Origin of the sequence: Hydrotalea sp. AMD, from assembly GCF_004100315.1 — a bacterium.
Taxonomy (GTDB): domain Bacteria; phylum Bacteroidota; class Bacteroidia; order Chitinophagales; family Chitinophagaceae; genus Hydrotalea; species Hydrotalea flava.
The window spans coordinates 16,808-31,682 of record NZ_SCKY01000009.1 but is presented as its reverse complement, the minus strand read 5'-3'; the positions used below and the strand labels follow the sequence as shown (position 1 = coordinate 31,682).

General features: G+C 38.1%; 22 protein-coding genes. 7 read left to right on the top strand and 15 right to left on the bottom strand.

Annotated elements, in window-relative coordinates; all coding sequences use genetic code 11:
• Position 1: 1 nt before the first annotated feature.
• Positions 2–436, top strand: coding sequence for a FixH family protein (locus EO766_RS08210; protein WP_074419074.1), 435 nt, complete (start codon positions 2–4; stop codon positions 434–436).
• Entirely contained in the window at positions 436–1,143 is a 708-nt protein-coding gene (locus EO766_RS08205; protein ID WP_074417378.1) for a sulfite exporter TauE/SafE family protein, read from the top strand. The genes EO766_RS08210 and EO766_RS08205 overlap by 1 nt, the downstream gene beginning before the upstream one ends.
• Positions 1,144–1,344: 201 nt before the next feature.
• Here the strand turns inward: EO766_RS08205 and EO766_RS08200 are convergent, their stop codons facing one another.
• The 6 genes from EO766_RS08200 to EO766_RS08175 form a co-directional block, all read right to left on the bottom strand.
• Entirely contained in the window at positions 1,345–1,758 is a 414-nt protein-coding gene (locus EO766_RS08200; RefSeq protein WP_074419073.1) for a VanZ family protein, read from the bottom strand.
• A 171-nt stretch (positions 1,759–1,929) separates the two neighbouring features.
• Positions 1,930–2,754, bottom strand: a complete 825-nt coding sequence (locus tag EO766_RS08195; RefSeq protein ID WP_074420998.1) for an anti-sigma factor — start codon at positions 2,752–2,754, stop codon at positions 1,930–1,932.
• Positions 2,751–3,296 (bottom strand): RNA polymerase sigma factor, encoded by a 546-nt coding sequence (locus EO766_RS08190; RefSeq protein WP_353744833.1) that lies wholly within the window; start codon positions 3,294–3,296, stop codon positions 2,751–2,753. The genes EO766_RS08195 and EO766_RS08190 overlap by 4 nt, the downstream gene beginning before the upstream one ends.
• A gap of 61 nt (positions 3,297–3,357) precedes the next feature.
• On the bottom strand, positions 3,358–3,732 hold the full coding sequence (gene gcvH, locus EO766_RS08185) for a glycine cleavage system protein GcvH (RefSeq protein WP_074419071.1): 375 nt from the start codon (positions 3,730–3,732) through the stop codon (positions 3,358–3,360).
• Between the two features lie 46 nt (positions 3,733–3,778).
• Positions 3,779–4,459 (bottom strand): peptidylprolyl isomerase, encoded by a 681-nt coding sequence (locus tag EO766_RS08180; RefSeq protein WP_074419070.1) that lies wholly within the window; start codon positions 4,457–4,459, stop codon positions 3,779–3,781.
• Between the two features lie 18 nt (positions 4,460–4,477).
• Positions 4,478–4,831, bottom strand: a complete 354-nt coding sequence (locus tag EO766_RS08175) for a hypothetical protein (protein WP_074419069.1) — start codon at positions 4,829–4,831, stop codon at positions 4,478–4,480.
• Between the two features lie 80 nt (positions 4,832–4,911).
• Between EO766_RS08175 and serS the strand changes: the two genes are divergently transcribed.
• The 3 genes from serS to EO766_RS08160 are packed head-to-tail and all read left to right on the top strand — an operon-like array spanning position 4,912 to position 7,171.
• Positions 4,912–6,183 (top strand): serine--tRNA ligase, encoded by a 1,272-nt coding sequence (gene serS / locus EO766_RS08170; protein ID WP_074419068.1) that lies wholly within the window; start codon positions 4,912–4,914, stop codon positions 6,181–6,183.
• Between the two features lie 40 nt (positions 6,184–6,223).
• On the top strand, positions 6,224–6,379 hold the full coding sequence (locus EO766_RS08165) for a hypothetical protein (RefSeq protein ID WP_176712998.1): 156 nt from the start codon (positions 6,224–6,226) through the stop codon (positions 6,377–6,379).
• A gap of 6 nt (positions 6,380–6,385) precedes the next feature.
• Positions 6,386–7,171, top strand: coding sequence for an alpha/beta hydrolase (locus EO766_RS08160; RefSeq protein ID WP_287100848.1), 786 nt, complete (start codon positions 6,386–6,388; stop codon positions 7,169–7,171).
• Here EO766_RS08160 and EO766_RS08155 read toward each other — a convergent pair.
• The 7 genes from EO766_RS08155 to EO766_RS08125 form a co-directional block, all read right to left on the bottom strand.
• On the bottom strand, positions 7,168–7,701 hold the full coding sequence (locus tag EO766_RS08155; RefSeq protein ID WP_074418060.1) for a L,D-transpeptidase family protein: 534 nt from the start codon (positions 7,699–7,701) through the stop codon (positions 7,168–7,170). The genes EO766_RS08160 and EO766_RS08155 overlap by 4 nt on opposite strands.
• Before the next feature lie 140 nt (positions 7,702–7,841).
• Complete coding sequence (locus tag EO766_RS08150) at positions 7,842–8,744, bottom strand: outer membrane beta-barrel protein (protein WP_074418061.1); 903 nt, start codon at positions 8,742–8,744, stop codon at positions 7,842–7,844.
• A 19-nt stretch (positions 8,745–8,763) separates the two neighbouring features.
• The gene (locus tag EO766_RS08145) at positions 8,764–9,849 is read right to left on the bottom strand and encodes a hypothetical protein (RefSeq protein ID WP_074418062.1); all 1,086 of its coding nucleotides are present in this window, start codon (positions 9,847–9,849) and stop codon (positions 8,764–8,766) included.
• Position 9,850: 1 nt separating this feature from the next.
• Entirely contained in the window at positions 9,851–10,339 is a 489-nt protein-coding gene (locus EO766_RS08140; protein ID WP_074418063.1) for an RNA polymerase sigma factor, read from the bottom strand.
• 100 nt (positions 10,340–10,439) lie between these two features.
• Entirely contained in the window at positions 10,440–10,634 is a 195-nt protein-coding gene (locus EO766_RS08135; RefSeq protein WP_074418064.1) for a hypothetical protein, read from the bottom strand.
• Between the two features lie 611 nt (positions 10,635–11,245).
• Entirely contained in the window at positions 11,246–11,527 is a 282-nt protein-coding gene (locus tag EO766_RS08130; protein WP_218836726.1) for a hypothetical protein, read from the bottom strand.
• Positions 11,499–11,849, bottom strand: coding sequence for a type II toxin-antitoxin system HicB family antitoxin (locus tag EO766_RS08125; protein ID WP_074419065.1), 351 nt, complete (start codon positions 11,847–11,849; stop codon positions 11,499–11,501). The genes EO766_RS08130 and EO766_RS08125 overlap by 29 nt, the downstream gene beginning before the upstream one ends.
• A gap of 394 nt (positions 11,850–12,243) precedes the next feature.
• On the opposite strand from EO766_RS08125, the gene EO766_RS08120 reads away from it, so the two are divergent.
• Positions 12,244–13,407 carry an ATP-binding protein gene (locus EO766_RS08120; protein WP_074419086.1) on the top strand — a complete coding sequence of 388 codons (1,164 nt, stop codon included), beginning with the start codon at positions 12,244–12,246 and terminating at the stop codon, positions 13,405–13,407.
• A gap of 70 nt (positions 13,408–13,477) precedes the next feature.
• On the opposite strand, the gene EO766_RS08115 is transcribed toward EO766_RS08120, so the two are convergent.
• Both EO766_RS08115 and EO766_RS08110 read right to left on the bottom strand, forming a co-directional pair.
• Complete coding sequence (locus EO766_RS08115) at positions 13,478–13,819, bottom strand: PIN domain-containing protein (protein WP_218836725.1); 342 nt, start codon at positions 13,817–13,819, stop codon at positions 13,478–13,480.
• A 106-nt stretch (positions 13,820–13,925) separates the two neighbouring features.
• The gene (locus EO766_RS08110) at positions 13,926–14,153 is read right to left on the bottom strand and encodes a UPF0175 family protein (RefSeq protein ID WP_074419064.1); all 228 of its coding nucleotides are present in this window, start codon (positions 14,151–14,153) and stop codon (positions 13,926–13,928) included.
• A 244-nt stretch (positions 14,154–14,397) separates the two neighbouring features.
• Between EO766_RS08110 and EO766_RS08105 the strand changes: the two genes are divergently transcribed.
• On the top strand, positions 14,398–14,832 hold the full coding sequence (locus EO766_RS08105) for a hypothetical protein (RefSeq protein WP_074419063.1): 435 nt from the start codon (positions 14,398–14,400) through the stop codon (positions 14,830–14,832).
• The last annotated feature ends 43 nt before the right edge of the window (positions 14,833–14,875 follow it).

Genomic DNA, 14,875 nt, shown 5'->3' with positions numbered 1-14,875 from the left:
TATGAATTGGGGATTTAAAATTATCGCAGTATTTGTAAGCTTTACGCTTTTAATTGGTTTTTTGGTGTACAAATCAGTGCACACCAAAATTGATTTGGTAAGCACAGATTATTACAAAGAAGAATTGCGCTTTCAACAACAAATTGATGGAACCCACAATGCCAATTTACTTTCAGCAGTAAAAGTGATACAAACAGACAGTACCATTGTGATTGTTTTTCCGGCAGAATTAAAAGGTGCAGCCATTGAGGGAGAAGCCTGGTTTTATTGTAAAACCAATGCAGATTTTGATAAAAAGTTCCCAATTAAGATAGATGAAAATGATATAATGACACTTTCCAAAAAACCATTATTGAAAACAAATTATGCTTTGAAATTAAAATGGATTTCAAATAACAAAGATTATTATTCTGAACAGCCGGTAAATATTCAATAATGCAATGGGCGTTTATCATATCCGGATTAACTTTAGGTTTACTTAGCAGTTTTCATTGTGTAGGCATGTGCGGGCCTATTGCTTTTGCTTTACCACTTCCGCAGCAAAACCTGTATAAAAAAATAGCCGGTATTTTGCTGTACAATACTGGCCGCATTATTACCTATAGCAGTATGGGTATTGTTTTTGGTTTTATAGGCAGAATAATTTCCATTGCAGGATTTCAACAATATTTTTCTATCAGTATGGGGGTAATCATACTATTATATGTAAGCATTCCCTACTTCAGCAAACATATTTTTCACTTGGCATGGATGGATGGTTTTACCTATTGGATACAACAATATTTGGGCAAATTGTTACAAAAAAGAAAACTAAAAAATTTATTATTCATAGGCATTTTAAATGGCCTGTTACCTTGTGCTATGGTGTATTTTGCCATTGCGGGTTCATTGGCAGCGGGATCTGTAATAAACGGTTGGGGCTTTATGATTGCTTTTGGCTTGGGCACCCTTCCTTTCATGGCTTTACTTTCTTTTTTTGGGTTTATCATCAATATCCATACGCGTAATTATCTCAAAAAAATCATCCCGTATGCATTAGGGGTAATGGCTATCTTATTGATTATCAGAGGAATGAATCTGGGAATTCCATATCTAAGCCCCTATTTTAGCAGCACTTCAGGTAATGCGATATCGTGTCACTAAAATCATTAACATTTTATTGTTAAACCATTGACATTTCTTTCAGTCTTTATTACTGACATTTGTGTTGTGAATGTGATGAATAAATATTAATTTAGTGCAATAGAAGAAAAAACGATTTTAACGATGCAATGAAAACTTTTTTAACTCGTTAAACGTAAATAAGATAACAATTAGGCAAGTAGTCAATTTTCTCATAAGCAGTTAGTTTTGGTTGCGGCCTCGATTTCCATCGGGGCCAATCTTTTTAACCCCATACCATTTTTTTCTTTGCCACAACCATGCCAGCAAACAACCTGCTGCATCTGCTATCATATCATCCACATCAAATGAACGATGCGGTATAAAATATTTCTGTACAAACTCCATGGCAATTCCATACACCACACCCGCAATAACAATCCACACAATCCATACACGCCTTTTCCTGTAATCAGCAATTGTATTTGCAAATAAAAATACCATTCCAAAAAATAAAGTAATGTGGATCAGTTTATCTACATGCCATTGTTCTATCCAGCTAATATCGGGTAAATCATTGCCGGGCAAACATAAAAGAAATGTGGTAGTAAGCAACCAAATAATGGCAGCAATGATGTAGTAAGAAGTTCGTTTCAAACTATTTTTTTACAAAAATAAGGGAGCCATAAAAATAGCTCCCCTTCCATCTGAAAAACCCCTGCTAAGCAATCAGCAGGAATCATTATCCTCATGCATTTACATACGAAAAAAGCGCACCAACGGATGCGCTTTTATACATGAATCTTGTAAAAAATATAAGTAATCTATTTAACCTGAGATTTTTCCAAAAACATAGAGCTGATCTAAATGCGGTGTAGGACTACCACCCTTATTTTCCAGCGTAATGGCAAATGCCTGGGCATTTTGCACATTTTTTAATTTACACAACCCATTGCAATCGGCACCGAGTAATCCGGCATCAACAGGTTTACCATTTACCAAAGCCCACAACTGATATTGTTTATTTTCGGGTGCCTGTGGCAAACGATTGGGTAAGAGATATACTTCTTTAGATTGTTTATCCCAAAACACAGTTGCCAAATTGTTTTCTTTCCCTTTAATACCGGGCATAGATACTTTCAACATATTCGGATCGCTCATTAACTGCATGCTGTTGTAAATATCTAAAGCTTTTGTTTTATAAATATTCAACCCGGCTTCCAATGAATTTCTTTCATTAACCAATGCCAGATATTTGTTTTGTAGTTGTTCTACTTTGTTGAAGAAATAAATATTTAAACCGGCACTGGCCACTATGAGTATTACAGTTGCTGCCGCCGCATATTTATTCCAAAACAATGAAACAACTTTACCTGATGTTGTTGCCTGCTGATGGGTTGCAGTAATAGCCACATCATCAAATTCCTCATGCAATGTTTTAAACAACTGTTGTTTAATATGTGCAGGAGGCTGCTTGGCATTGGCCAGTGCCTGGGCTTCCAGCGAAGCCTCAAATGCAGCCAGTGCCTGATTAATTTCGGGATATTGTTTACGCAACTGCTCCAGTTCGGCAACTTCCTGTTCGGTGGCCAAACCTAATACGTAACTTTCAATTACCCCACTTTCTATGTAAGCCTGTATATCCAATTTCAATGGTGTTTTAACATTTGCCTTAACTGTATTAATGCAGTTCTCAATCTGGTTTTAACAGTACCCAAAGGTATATTCAGCATTTTCGATATTTCATCCTGTGTATAGCCTTCAAAATAAGCCAGTTCTACCAACTGCTTTTGTTCGGGTTTAAGCTGATGTACCACTTTTCGTAAACCAATTTGCTCTACTGCAATACTGGTGATACCCGCTTGTTCATATACGCTTTCCTGCAGTTCCCGGTTTTGCTGACTGTTTTGAAACCCTTTGCTTCTAATCATATCAATAGAAGCATTCCGGGCTATATTCAGCATCCAGGTAAACAGGCGCCCTTTCACCTCATCATACAGTGCTATTTGTTTCCAAATTTTTACAAACACTTCCTGTAACACATCGTTTGCCAGCTCACTGTCGGTAACAATATTTTGAATAATGCTATACAATGCACCTGAATAGTTATCATACAAATAACTAAAAGCAGCTTCTTGTCGTTGTTTCAACAACATAACCAGTTCAGGTTCACTGTATTTTTTTTCTTCTTGCAATGCTATTTTGGGTGTTTAATGCAGATGGTAACTGATATACGGCAAAATAACCGGTTTGGTTTTAGTGTACCAATTGTTGGTAGGCAGCAGCATCTAATAATTCGGCCACATCTGCAGGATTGTTTACTTTCATTTTAATCATCCATCCCGCTCCATAGGGGTCAGTATTCACTAATTCAGGTTGTTTTTCCAAAGCAGCGTTCACTTCTATAATGGTTCCTGCAACGGGTAAAAACAAATCGCTCACTGTTTTAACCGCTTCAACAGTACCAAAAACTGCCTCAGCATCCAAAGTTTGGTTATTGGCTATATCCACATAAACAATATCACCTAATTCACTTTGTGCAAAATCAGTAATACCTACGGTGGCCACATCACCTTCTAATTGTATCCATTCATGGTCTTTTGTGTAACGAAGATTAGCAGGAAAATTCATAGTGTATTTTTTTACAAATATTGTTAGAAAAATTGGTTTTATTGCATTAATTCAACAAAGTAATGGTTATTCTGATGTTCTTTAATGGTCTGTTTGCCTTATTGGTTGACTGAGCAGCAATTTTATCAATTACTTCTAAGCCACTAATTACCTGCCCAAAAACCGTGTATTGCTGGTCTAAGTATGGTGTGCCACCTATTCGTGCATAGCGTTCGGCCTGTTCTTTTGTATAGTGAAAATTAGGATTGGCAGGCTTCACCCGCTGCTGGTAATGCGTTTCCAAAGCTGTACTATCAAAAGTTTTACCCTGAACAATATAAAACTGGTAAGCGTGACTGGCTTTTCGGGGGTTTCCATCCCTTGCAGCAGCCAAAGCTCCACGTTCATGTATGATATCATTCCGAAACTCCGGTAATATTTGCTGATCGGGTGGCGTAGATGTGTATTGCATGGCCGATGTATCGGCTAATGTTTTGGTAGCCGGGTCACCTCCCTGTATCATGAATCCGGCAATTACCCTGTGAAAAATGGTACTATCGTATGCCCCTGCTGCTACATTTTTAATAAAATTATCACGATGATTGGGTGTATTGTTGTACAATTTAGCCACCATATTGCCGTATGGTGTGGTAAACAATACATATTGTTCTTTTACTTTTACCGGTTTTTGAGCATAGGTCATGGATACAAAACGCATCAAAACTATCATCATCAATACATACTTCATGTAATTTGTTTTTTGAAGCTATTCCTTATCCCAGTATGGTTGTTCAAAATACAAGAGGATATAATCTTTTAAAAAATTTTCCTGTTCGGGCAAAGCCATCACCGGTATTTCTTTCAACTGTTTAAAATGCGGCCATCCATCTTCATCTTTTCCTTCTAATATAAAATATCCACCGGGTGCCAATACCGTGCAAACCGCCACATGCATTAAATCCTGCTTCTGTTCTTTCGATATTTTATCACGAATAAATCCCGTTTCCTGCATACCAATTAAAAACAAAACTGCTTCCAAATCAGGTTTTTTTCCAAACTGCTCCATTAACCGAGCCTCTAAAGCCCACCAGCGTTGTTGTAAATCATCTTGTACAAACATGCCGCAAAGGTAAATACTGTTTCTCTTTCCATATAAATTATCTCTTTATCTACGCCTATATTTGCTGCAAATTGCTATTTATGTTACAGGTACAGGTGCTGCGCAACAATCCGGAATGGGTAAAAGAAAGATTAGCGCTGAAACAGTTTAAACAACCGGAATTAGTAGATGAAATCATTGCTTTAGATGATCTGCGCCGTAAAACACAAGCTCAGTTTGATGCGGTACAGGCACAAGCGAATGCTGCCGCAAAAGAAATTGGCAAACTGATGGCACAGGGGCAAAAAGAAGCCGCTGAGACCATGAAAGCCAATGTTAGCAACCTGAAACAAGAAGCGGGCGCACTTAGCAATGCTTTAACCGAAACCGAAAAAAAATTACAGGAAAAAATTATTCAGTTACCCAACCTGCCTGCAGCCATCGTACCACCCGGCCGCTCTGCCGATGACAATGAAATTGTTAAGACCGGAGGTTCCATGCCTCAACTGCCTGAAAATGCACTACCACATTGGGAACTGATTAAACAATACGATTTAATTGATTTTGAAACCGGTGCCAAAATAACGGGTAGCGGCTTTCCGCTGTATAAAGGTAAAGGCGCCAAACTACAAAGAGCCCTGGTTCAGTATTTTTTGGATGAAAATACCGCAGCCGGTTATACTGAATACATACCGCCATTTATGGTGAATGAAGCCAGTGCCTATGGTACAGGCCAATTACCCGATAAAGAAGGGCAGATGTATCATGCTACGGAAGATAATTTTTACTTAATACCTACCGCAGAAGTTCCTGTAACCAATATTTACCGCGATACCATTTTGAGAGAAGAAGAACTGCCCATTAAAATGACAGCCTATTCACCCTGCTTTAGAAGAGAAGCCGGTAGTTTTGGAAAAGATGTACGCGGATTAAACCGACTGCACCAGTTTGAAAAAGTAGAAATTATTCAAATTGTACACCCCGATAACAGCTATGCAACACTTGATGCAATGGTAAACCATGTTGAACGATTATTGCAATTATTAGAATTGCCTTATCGCATTCTACGTTTGTGTGGTGGCGATATGGGCTTTACCTCTGCACTTACTTACGACTTTGAGGTATTTAGCGCTGCACAACAACGTTGGTTAGAGGTAAGCAGTGTGAGTAATTTTGAAAGCTTTCAAACCAATCGCTTAAAATGCAGGTTTAAAGATGCTACCGGCAAAACACAGTTGACACACTCTTTAAACGGTAGCGCATTGGCGTTGCCCAGAATTGTTGCCGCTTTATTGGAAAATAATCAAAATTATAACGGCATTGCATTGCCGAAAGTATTGCATCGCTATTTTGGTGCAGAAGCCTTGGTTTAACAGCAGGCCGCACTTGAATAAATTTTTAAAACACCTACCCATGCCTAAATGGTTAAAGCGCACCGGCTATGTTTTACTGGCATTTTTTATTCTGCTTAATGTAATGATGGCCTCGCAGGCTTACTACTTTACACATTTTTTTCCGCTAACAGAAAAACCGGCTACTACTGCCCAAATGAGTGGCATGGCCAAATGAAAAGCATTGCTATTAGGAATGCCTTTTTATAAAAGCCGGGTAGTTGATTCTTTAAATCTTCCACACCAAAACATTACCATTGCTACCGCTGACGGACAGGAACTGGCTGCCTGGTTAATACCCAAAGACAGTGCACTCGGCACCATTATTCTGTTTCACGGGCACGGCAGTAATAAAAGTGCTTTAATTCCCGAAGAAAAGGCTTTTTACACTATGGGTTACCGTGTATTGGCGGTTGATTTCCAGGCACATGGCAACAGTACGGGAACTGCCTGTACCATTGGTTATCGCGAGGTGGCCGATGTAAAAGCTGCATACGATTATGTAAAAGCCCATACACAACAGCCCATTATTTTATATGGCATTTCATTGGGTGCTGCTACTATTTTACAGGCCATGCAACAATATGCATTAATACCCGATAAAATAATTTTGGAAATGCCTTTTGGTACTTTACAAAAAGCTGCCGAAGGCAAATTGCGTACCATGCATTTACCCGCAGAACCCCTGGCTGCCGCACTCACATTTTGGGGTGGTATTGAACAGGGTTTCTGGGCATTTAATTTAAAACCGGAAGATGCTGCTGCTGCTATTCATTGCCCGGTATTATTGCAATGGGGATTACAGGATCAAAGGGTTACACAAAATGAAACCAATACCATTTTTAAAAACCTTGCATCACATCATAAAGAAATGATGATATATGCCCTCAGCCACCACCAAAGCCTGTTACAAAATGAACCGGCTAAATGGGGGAAAACAGTCAGTGATTTTTTATACAAACAATACTAAGGTTCTATTATCACTTTTGTACCAATCGGTAACAGGTTGTATAATTCAATAATGTATTCATTTTTGGTACTGATACAACCTTCCGTCCATGCCTGATAACCATCTACCGAAAAATCTTCATGCGGCCAGGTACCATGTATACCAATACCACCCCCTATTGCTGCATGTGGCAATATAACGCCATTGGCTTTGCGTTGATTAAACTTTTCATAACTCTCCGCATTCGGATAATCTAATGCTAAAAACCGGCACCATTTAGGGTGTAGTTTTTTGCTCACAATATGAAAAATACCTTCGGGTGTTTTCCGATCACCGGCCATCATTTTATCCCCCAAATCTTTACTGCCAAATACCACCGGATATTTAGCTACCCATACTTGATTGCGGTTATACAGCGTTAAAGTGTAATCCGATTTTTTAATCACCACATAATAGTCATCTTTATCCACTCCCGAACGGGTAAAAGAAACACTGCTGAAAGCAAGTGCAGCAAGCAATACAAAGGGATGCAGGTTTTGCCGAAATTTCATAACGGAATATATTTCTAAAATTATGCCGATATACCGCTTTTTAATATTTTAGAAAAACATTCACGTTTGCCTAACTCCAAAATAAAAACACCTCTTAGAAAAGAAGTGTTTGTTCAACTACATATAACATGAGAAAAAAACTAAAATCTGCTGAACCTTATACCCACTGCATAGGGTATTTGATCTAACCCCGTACTTTCTTTATACAAGTTATTCAGGCTGTAGCTGCCATACAAACGTATGGGGCCTAATCCCAATTCTCCAATGGCTGCTACACGCCAGGGTTGTAAATTAAAATCTCCTTTATATTTTTGTTTTCCACGTTCACCACTAATTTGTTTATTACGGCTATTGATTAAATAACCGGCACTAACGCCTGCACTAAAACTCAATCCATTGTCTTTAGAGGGTGTTAAATTAAAGTTTACCATAAAGGGTACGGTTAAATAGCCTACATATAATTTATTTTTTGTAAAAGGAATACTATCATTTAATACCATGGGTTGTGGTGTATTTCTAAAACTGATATTATTATCGAATCGCAGGTTATACATTTCCAATCCTAATCCATATTTTAAGTTAACCACATGCTTAGTAACATTGAGTTTTTGCATAAAAAACCAAATGTTGACATTAGATGATTTGCGGGCATTGAGGTTAAAACTGTTTTTGGTAACGGGATTACCATTTACGGTGGTTAAATAACCTGCACTTTGGGCGGTGGTGTAATTGGTATTATCGTTCAAGTTGGCAAAACCCAAATCTAATATGCCCCAATTGGTTGTTACATTATCATTACGCTTTTTATTAGTTGGCCGATCGGTATCAAAATTGATGCTTACCACTTTGTTATGGCGTGCAGTAGCTTGCTCCTGCGGGGTACGATTATTTTTGTTTTTTTGAATAATGACAAAATTACCTACCTGTATGGTATCTGATTTTATCAGAATACTATCTGCCTGAACCACTACACTATCCCTGTTTTGGGCAGAAATACTGCCGGCTGCGCAAAGCATACCTGCTACAATTATCCATTGCTTCATATCATTTCAATTTTAATTATTAACGTAATTTTGCTGTTGCGGTTAATTTTTCCTGAACGCCTGTTTCCTGCGAACGTAGGGTATGTAATAAACCGCCTGCTTTTTGTAAAATGCCGTTTACTTTATTTTTGTTAATAGGTATGTTATTAATGTAAACCGAACCATTGTTATCATTATCTGTCTCCAATAACCTGTATACCACTGGTTGTGCAGCCACTGTTGTATTTCTTTCCAAATCATTTTCAGGTGTTTTTGCAGCCATTACATTTGTAGTTACTGCCTGGTTTGTAATAATTGTTGTGGCAGGCATGGTAACCATTGTAGCCGGCGCACTTACGGTACCGGTATTTACATGGTGCATTGAAGGCTGCTCCACTGCTAATGTGGTATCCGTTTCAGTAGTATGGTTATTGGTTACAGTTTGCATAGCACTTGTTTTGGGTGCTGTTGATTTTTCTTTTACAGCGGCCAATACCTCAGTATTTTGCTGCAATGCTTTTTTGTGTGGCATGGCTACTTCCAATTGTAAAGGTTCCGCTTTAACAGGCGCTGCATCATTAGGCTTATTGTTTTGCAAAGCCACGGTTTCTTTAACCTGCTCCAACTTTTTTTGTTGTACCGGCGGTGCTATTTGCCAAAGCAATATTCCTACTGCCAAAAGTACGGCGGCGGCCATCATGCGTTGCCAAAGTACCACTACCGGTTTTTTCTCGTGGCGGTATAAAGCAGCTTTTGCGGCAAACACTATTTTTTCATCGGGTAATTTTGCTGCTTGTAATACCGCTATCTGTTCAGCTAATGCTGCATCATCCAACATGGCTTCCTGAATGGCGGCGGCTGTATGGCTGCCTGATTCCCCATCTATAAAATTCAATAGTTCTGCTTCCTCAAAATGGGTTTTCAGGCGTTTCAGTAAAGCAGTTTTATAAGGATATAATACTGCCTCCGGTGGTAATTTAGCCTGTTGTAAAGCTTTGAGCTCTGCTGCTAAATCCGAATTCAATACCAGATAGTTTTCTACCGCCAGTCTTTCTATGGCCGATAATTCGCCATCTACATAGCGAATCAGCCAGGATTCAATATTATTGCGGTTGATTTCCATCATATCACATCACATTTTCAGGGCTTACTAAATAATTCCGCAGGGTTATACGGGCTCTGTGCAGGTACACTTTCACCTGACTTTCATTTAATCCGGTTATCTCGCCTATTTCCTGGTAACTATACCCTTCATAATCTTTCAGCATCACCAAACTTTTTTGCAATTCATTCAATTGTTCCAATGCCGCCATTAAATTTTGATGCCCCATGGCATTGGGTTGTTTTATGTTGCCTATGGCTTCTTCTCCAAAATCTTCCTGTAAATCTATGCGCTTGTTTTTGCGGATATGGTCAATCATCTGGTGGTAAGCAATGGTAAACAAATACGATTTTTCTTTTCCTTCCTGCACCTGCGCCCTGTTGACCCATAGTTTCTCGAAGGCAGACTGAACAATGTCCTTTGCATCTGCTTCATGACGCAAATTCTTCCATATAAACCGATATACATTGTCTGCATATTCGTTTACACATTGGTTATACATTTTTTCAGTCATAAACAGTAATAGGCTGCTTTTAAGTGAAACGTGCTGGTGGTAAAAAAGTTACAGGTAAATAAAAAAATTTTGCGTTTTATCTATCCTACTATTGGCAATATTAAAAATAGGCGGCAATATTAAATTTATTGGCAGGCTCCCGAAAATAATGGTCAGGTGTAGGTTGACCGGCAGGTTGTTGCACAGGAATATTGCATTGTGGGCACTGCTTACCGGTTTCCCATTGTTTCATAACCCATAAACAGGCTATGCCTATCACCATTAATACCAATAATTGCAGCAACGACTTGGCCATTGTTTGATTGATTTTGTATTAAAACGTGCTTAATGAAAAGAAGTTACAGCCTAAGCAAAAATGGTTCTTTTGGGTGAGTTTCTACCTGTAAGCTTATAAGTAACCATGGATACACGAATTTTGTATTTTGAAATGAATAACCCAACATCTGTTTACCCTATTCCTTTGCACCCTTGGCGAGCAACCTTTGCTGGCTTTGCGTGCCACCCAACACTTTTATTAGTTGCCACGAATGCACGAATAGGGTCTGAACTATGATTTATAGGATTTATAGGATTTAATGATTACCCTGATAGGTGCCTAACGGATATCCATTTGCGGAAGCAACAAGCTGCATTACGCCCCATGTATTGTTCTTACTCGGGCACCCGAAGTTTCTCCACAAACACCTTTATTTCAGAAAACTATATCCCACCCATCTTCCTATGTATGCTCCCCTTTGCGCCCTTGGCGAGCAACCTTTGCTGGCTTTGCGTGCCACCCAACACTTTTATTAGTTGCCACGAATGCACGAAGGATTTTAGATGCTTGGCTATTTGGCTAAAAATGGAGTGGCTTAGCTCGTACCACTTTATCAATTCCTGATGTGCTAAGTAAATTATTATTTTGGATTAGAAATTTTGGATTTCTTTCTCAAACTGTTCTTTAGAAATACCTAAGGTTTTGAGATTTGTATGAATATGCAAAATGGGAATCTCCTTATATTTTGTTCTTATGGTAATGGTTCTTATTAACCTCTTAGGATGGCCTTTGGGATAATTATAATGGTCATGAGATGCTTTGGTTCGTTCATATTTCAAACCCAAACTTTCTAACCATGCAATGAATTTATGAGTAGCGATGATTTGTTTTACACCCATGTCTCTAACAAACTGGAACGCTCCAGTTTTCATTGAATTGTTGTCTTAATACTCCGGCTGGAATATTTAGCTCAACCATGGCAGGAGGTTCGGCTTTTTTGTGGTTGTGAATATTAAAAGTCCATCCATTTTTAACTAAATCATCATGTAGTGTACCATTTTCTTTACATTCTTCAAGGTATGCTTCCATTACTTCATCAAAACCAACTTTAGCATCATCAATAGTATCGCCGTAAGAAGAAAGATTTAAAGAAGGGCAGTATGCAACATAGTAATCACCCTGTTGAAGTACTAACACATTCAACTGAAGCTCAATTACGTTGTCAAACCCATCTGTTTTAATGTAATTTTTCATGTTTTATCAGAATACCAATTTTTATGTCCAGAAAGTATGCCGATAGATTGCGTTTACATTCTAAAATTTCAGGAAATAAAATTAGGCATTTATTTGACATGACAAACTATCTTTAAAAATGATTAGCATTCAACTATTGGCTACCACGAATGCACGAAGGGTTATTGTGGCTAACAATGGATGAACACAGCAACCCAACCACCCAATGACTAATACCCAAAAACCAGCACCCAAAAACCACAAAATACCTGTGCCACAAATACCCGAAGGTTTTTCATACGTGTTCATTTGTGCTATTCGTGGTTAACAATTAGTGATCCAATTCCAAATTTGCATTTTTTTGCAAAAATGGAATCCAATTCCAAATTTACATATTTTTGCAAAAATGGAATCCATGATACCAAGGGCTATTTTACCGCAGGCGCAATTGTATTTATCACAATTTAGAGCAGTTTGCATTACAGGGCCCCGGCAAAGCGGTAAAACAACATTAAGCAAAATGCTTTTTAAAAAGCAGCCTTATGTAAATTTTGAAAATCCCGATACACAGGCAAAAGCCGAAGAAAATCCGGCTGCATTTTTACAAAATTATACCAACGGTGCAATTTTTGATGAAGTACAACGATTGCCTGTGCTATTCAGGTATTTACAGGAAATTTTAGACAATAACCAGTCTCGCGGCCAGTTTATACTAACAGGTTCTAATCATTTTTTATTACAGGAACAGATGTCTCAATCGCTGGCAGGAAGAACAGGCTATTTAACTTTACTGCCATTAAGCTATGCTGAGTTATCACAAACCCATGCATTCAAACAAAAAAAACATACCCTGCAACAACTTATTTTAACCGGTGGTTATCCTGAAATATGGCATGAACAATTGCAGCCCCATATTTGGCTGGCTTCTTATTTGCAAACCTACGTACAAAGAGATGTGCGATTATTAAAAAACATTGGCAACTTAGCCGCATTTACTAAACTAATATATTTATGTGCAGCGCATGCCGGACAATTATTAAACCGCGAAACCTTTGCATCGGCTATTGGGGTAGATAACAAAACCATTCAATCCTGGTTAGGTTTATTAGAAACCAGTTTTATTATATACCTATTACCACCCTGGCATAACAATACCGGCAAACGCATTATTAAAAGCCCTAAACTGTATTTTTATGATACCGGGCTTTTGTGCTTTTTATTACAAATAAGAACCGCTACACAGTTACAGCAACATCCTGCCTATGGCGCTATTATGGAGAATTGGGTGATATCTGAAATTAAAAAAAACCGACTCAATGAAGGATTCCCAGATAACCTACACTTTTATAGAGATAGTGCAGGCAATGAAATAGATATAGTATTCGAAAAAAATGGCATTGATATGGCCATTGAAATAAAAGGAAGTAAAAAATGGGATACCGGCATGCTGCGTGGTTTACATTACTGGGATAAACATCATCCCCATGCGCAAAAGATGTTAATCTATGCAGGAGAAGAAAGTACAATGATCACCGATCAGTTACAAGTTGCCTCCTGGAGAACCATTGGCGACATATAAAATTGAAAGCTTACCAACCACCGAAGAACAACCACCCGTTACACAACCACCCAAAGACCACCCATTGTAACTATTCATTAGCCAGTAGCAATGCCTGCAACTCAATTTCCGCAGATAATCGAAAATCTGTTTGCCTTATTTTAGCCATAATGGGTTTTATACTTGGAATGATTCCCTTCAGCTTTGCTTTCACAACAATACCAATTGTACCCGTATAGTTCAAGCCAAGTTTATCTGCAATATTTCGGGCTTTAATATCATCCAAAACAATGGTACTATCGGGTATTTCCAACGCTAAGGCTATAGCACTGGATTCTCCTTTGTCTATTTGTAATTCTAAAATTTGTTGTTTTGATTTATCTTTCACTTCCACTATTTCTACCCATTCCGGAAGCAATGCCCCATATTCCATCGCAATATCAACAGTAGTGGTTATTTACCCATAAACTTTGTGCAAAAGTTCAAGTTCATCAATTTTGGAAAATATAATGAAACAACTTGTGTCAGCAATAATTGTTCTATGCATTGGCAACATCTCTTGGAAGGTCGGTGGCAGGATAATTGAAAATTGAAACATTATACCTGCCTAATAGTTCTGCAAAAGTGCTTTTTGTAAGGCCTGCAAGTTCAGCGGCTTGCCCAAGCGATAATTTTCCCTGTTCATAAAGTTGGCCGGCAACCAGCATAGCCACTTGCGTATTATCCAAATCCACGTTGTCTGGTATTTGTAGCGTCAAAACTTTCATACATCAAATTTACCTTTTTTAATGGAACTGTCAAATTATAAGGCGTACCCTCCATGTACCTGCCTGCAACACAATGAAATAGGCACGTAGATTTTTTTATTCGTGTTCATTAGTGTCATTCGTTCCTAAAAATGAGTGAACCTCAAGCGCAGCAGATACATACATCCCAAAACTTTGAAATAACAATCCGGCCTAATCTATTGCCATGTTTTTTTAGTTGATAGTCATTATTTATTTTTACTCTATGGGAAATAAAACATTAGAGGGCTTTCATGGTACTGATATAAAAAGTTCGAAAGAAATTATCAAGTCTGGCTTTAAAGTGTCTAAGGGCGACCAACATTGGTTAGGGGATGGTGCCTACTTTTTTGTTGAGGGATTACCGCCAACACCCGATGTCAGTGCTGAAAAATGGGCAAAGGCTGAAGCATGGGATAAACATAAAATAAAGTATTTATATAATAAATATGCAATTATTAAAGTTCAAATTAATGTAGATGAAATTTTTTATTTGAATTTAAATACTAAAGATGGTCAAGAACTGTTTGAGTATTTAAGAGAAGCATTTATTAAAAAAGTTGTTGAGGAAGGCTATAAATTTGCTAATAGGGAATTTAAAGACGGTGAAATCATCAATGTAGCCCGAAATGAGGGCATTATTGAGGTAGAAGTAGTGTAAGCACCCCACTAATACCCTTATTGCAGAGCAAAATATTATTTCG

What these genes read in the sequence shown, in the direction of transcription:
- EO766_RS08120 (WP_074419086.1), top strand. Translation starts at nt 12,244, where the DNA reads ATGATACCAAGGGCTATTTTACCGCAGGCGCAATTGTATTTATCACAA.
- EO766_RS08105 (WP_074419063.1), top strand. Translation starts at nt 14,398, where the DNA reads ATGGGAAATAAAACATTAGAGGGCTTTCATGGTACTGATATAAAAAGT.
- EO766_RS08175 (WP_074419069.1), bottom strand. Translation starts at nt 4,831, where the DNA reads ATGTTTGTACAAGATGATTTACAACAACGCTGGTGGGCTTTAGAGGCT.
- EO766_RS08125 (WP_074419065.1), bottom strand. Translation starts at nt 11,849, where the DNA reads ATGAAAAATTACATTAAAACAGATGGGTTTGACAACGTAATTGAGCTT.
- EO766_RS08135 (WP_074418064.1), bottom strand. Translation starts at nt 10,634, where the DNA reads ATGGCCAAGTCGTTGCTGCAATTATTGGTATTAATGGTGATAGGCATA.
- EO766_RS08150 (WP_074418061.1), bottom strand. Translation starts at nt 8,744, where the DNA reads ATGAAGCAATGGATAATTGTAGCAGGTATGCTTTGCGCAGCCGGCAGT.
- EO766_RS08140 (WP_074418063.1), bottom strand. Translation starts at nt 10,339, where the DNA reads ATGACTGAAAAAATGTATAACCAATGTGTAAACGAATATGCAGACAAT.
- gcvH (WP_074419071.1), bottom strand. Translation starts at nt 3,732, where the DNA reads ATGAATTTTCCTGCTAATCTTCGTTACACAAAAGACCATGAATGGATA.
- EO766_RS08210 (WP_074419074.1), top strand. Translation starts at nt 2, where the DNA reads ATGAATTGGGGATTTAAAATTATCGCAGTATTTGTAAGCTTTACGCTT.
- EO766_RS08115 (WP_218836725.1), bottom strand. Translation starts at nt 13,819, where the DNA reads ATGGAATATGGGGCATTGCTTCCGGAATGGGTAGAAATAGTGGAAGTG.
- EO766_RS08155 (WP_074418060.1), bottom strand. Translation starts at nt 7,701, where the DNA reads ATGAAATTTCGGCAAAACCTGCATCCCTTTGTATTGCTTGCTGCACTT.
- EO766_RS08205 (WP_074417378.1), top strand. Translation starts at nt 436, where the DNA reads ATGCAATGGGCGTTTATCATATCCGGATTAACTTTAGGTTTACTTAGC.
- serS (WP_074419068.1), top strand. Translation starts at nt 4,912, where the DNA reads ATGTTACAGGTACAGGTGCTGCGCAACAATCCGGAATGGGTAAAAGAA.
- EO766_RS08110 (WP_074419064.1), bottom strand. Translation starts at nt 14,153, where the DNA reads ATGAAAGTTTTGACGCTACAAATACCAGACAACGTGGATTTGGATAAT.
- EO766_RS08180 (WP_074419070.1), bottom strand. Translation starts at nt 4,459, where the DNA reads ATGAAGTATGTATTGATGATGATAGTTTTGATGCGTTTTGTATCCATG.
- EO766_RS08145 (WP_074418062.1), bottom strand. Translation starts at nt 9,849, where the DNA reads ATGATGGAAATCAACCGCAATAATATTGAATCCTGGCTGATTCGCTAT.
- EO766_RS08165 (WP_176712998.1), top strand. Translation starts at nt 6,224, where the DNA reads ATGCCTAAATGGTTAAAGCGCACCGGCTATGTTTTACTGGCATTTTTT.
- EO766_RS08130 (WP_218836726.1), bottom strand. Translation starts at nt 11,527, where the DNA reads ATGAAAACTGGAGCGTTCCAGTTTGTTAGAGACATGGGTGTAAAACAA.